The sequence below is a fragment of the Microbacterium sp. Leaf351 genome, from assembly GCF_001423825.1.
Classification (GTDB): Bacteria; Actinomycetota; Actinomycetes; order Actinomycetales; family Microbacteriaceae; genus Microbacterium; species Microbacterium ginsengisoli.
The window spans coordinates 79,541-81,321 of record NZ_LMPK01000009.1 but is presented as its reverse complement, the minus strand read 5'-3'; the positions used below and the strand labels follow the sequence as shown (position 1 = coordinate 81,321).

Below are 1,781 nucleotides of genomic sequence, written 5' to 3'. Positions count from 1 at the left end.
CCTCCCAGTGCTCGCCGCGGTACTCGACATAGGAGAACTCGCGCTCCCAGCCGTGCGGCCAGCCGCGCCGAGGCTTCGCATCGAGGATCGGGGTGAGTCCGTCGTCGTCGATCTCACCCGTCGCCGCGCGCGGCCAGGTCGCGACGAGCGCCGCGGTGAGCTCTGCCGTGCGCTGCGCGATCGCGGCCGTCGACCATTCGGCGATCTCGGCGACCGCCCGCGTCTGCGGGATGGCGCTCGACCCGAGCAGGCGGCGCTTTGTCGGATAGGGAGCATCGATCGCATCGATCGCCAGCTCGTCCTCGAGGAGCACCACGTTTCCGAGACTCTGGGCGAGGGCGCGATAGGCGTTCTGCTCGTCGTCGCTCAGGTCGCCCCAGAGGCGCACGCCGTCGGGCGTCCAGTCGTCGCCCGGCGCGAGCGGTGCGATGTGGTCGACGATCACGTCCGGATCTCCGTCGCGCGAGGCGAGCCGGCCCAGCACGTAGCCGGGATGCGGCACATCGCCGAACTTGAGCGCGACGCGCACCCGCTCGTTCGAGGGGGTGATGCGGGCGACCGCGTGGATGAGCGACGACTCGCCCTCGCTGTGCGCACGGCACAGCCGGGCCACGATGCGGTCGTTCGGCACCCCGACGATCTCGCGGCGCAGCAGCAGGGACTCGACGCTCTGCAGGGTCGTCAGCAGTTCGGCGTAGGTGCGGTGACCCGACCCGTGGTCGGCGATCGCCCGCATCGCGAGGGGGAACGCCACCCGGCCGAACGTGCCGATGCCCGCCGTGTGCGTGCGTACCGCAGGGTCCGGCTCGAGCGACGGGTCGAGCAGGCGACGATAGATCTCGGCGAACGCGCGCCACTCTGTTGCGTGGCGACGCAGGGCTGCGGCATCCAGTCTCGGGAACCGCTGCCGGAACGCGTCGTAGACCGAGCGATGACCGGATGCCGCCAGCTCCCGCCCGGTCGTCATGATCAGGTAGTGGCGCCAGAACGCCGCGATCGCCTCGCCGGTGGCCCGCTCGATGGGCAGCCAGTAGTCGTCTTCGATCTCGGTCTGCTGCTCGCGCGTGAGTCCCATGAGCACGTAGTTGTGGATCAGCTCGTGGTCGCGCAGCGGCTCGCCCGTGGAATTGAGGCTCTCGAAGGTCTGCTGCGCGTTCGCCTCGGCGCCGAGCGCGATCGCCACGTGCTCGAGCCGGGTGAGACCCCGCCACACCGCGGCCGCGTCGTGCACGCCGATGCGGCTGCGGAAGAACGCGTAGTTGTCGTCGAAGCGCGACGCCCGCTCAGCGTCGTCGCGCGAACGGCGGTCGAGCACGACTTCCTCGAACACCTCCGCCCACGCGCGGTGGGGGCGCAGCTTCGTGCGGGACGGATCATCCGCCCGCACCAGCACGCGGCGCAGCTGGGCCGCGAGCGGAGGGTCGGTGTCACGCACGGTGTGCGCGAGTGCCGCCACCAGCAGCATGAGGGTCGTGATGCGCTGCTGCCCGTCGATCAGCACGAGCTCGGTGTCGGCGGCGTCGGTCGACGCAGTGGAGAGCACGGAGCCGATGAAGTGGGTCTGCCCGGGTTCGGCTGCGGCGACCGCGCGCACATCGGCGAGCAACTGCTCGCACCCGCCGATGTCCCACCGGTACTGCCGCTGGTACACCGGAACCACGATGTTGGTGCCGGGAGATGACAGCCAGTCGATGGTGTTGACCGCGGATGCCTCGATGTTTCTGGCTGCTCCCATGATGGGGGATTTTACCGGCCCGCCCCCGGGGTCGTGGGAGGAGGCA

1 protein-coding gene is annotated in these 1,781 nt (G+C 70.4%); it reads right to left on the bottom strand.

The genetic code is table 11. The features are described 5' to 3' along the window. On the bottom strand, positions 1 to 1,735 hold a 1,735-nt coding region (locus tag ASG00_RS03645), incomplete at its 3' end, for a DUF262 domain-containing protein (RefSeq protein ID WP_235559119.1). Positions 1,736 to 1,781 lie beyond the last annotated feature (46 nt).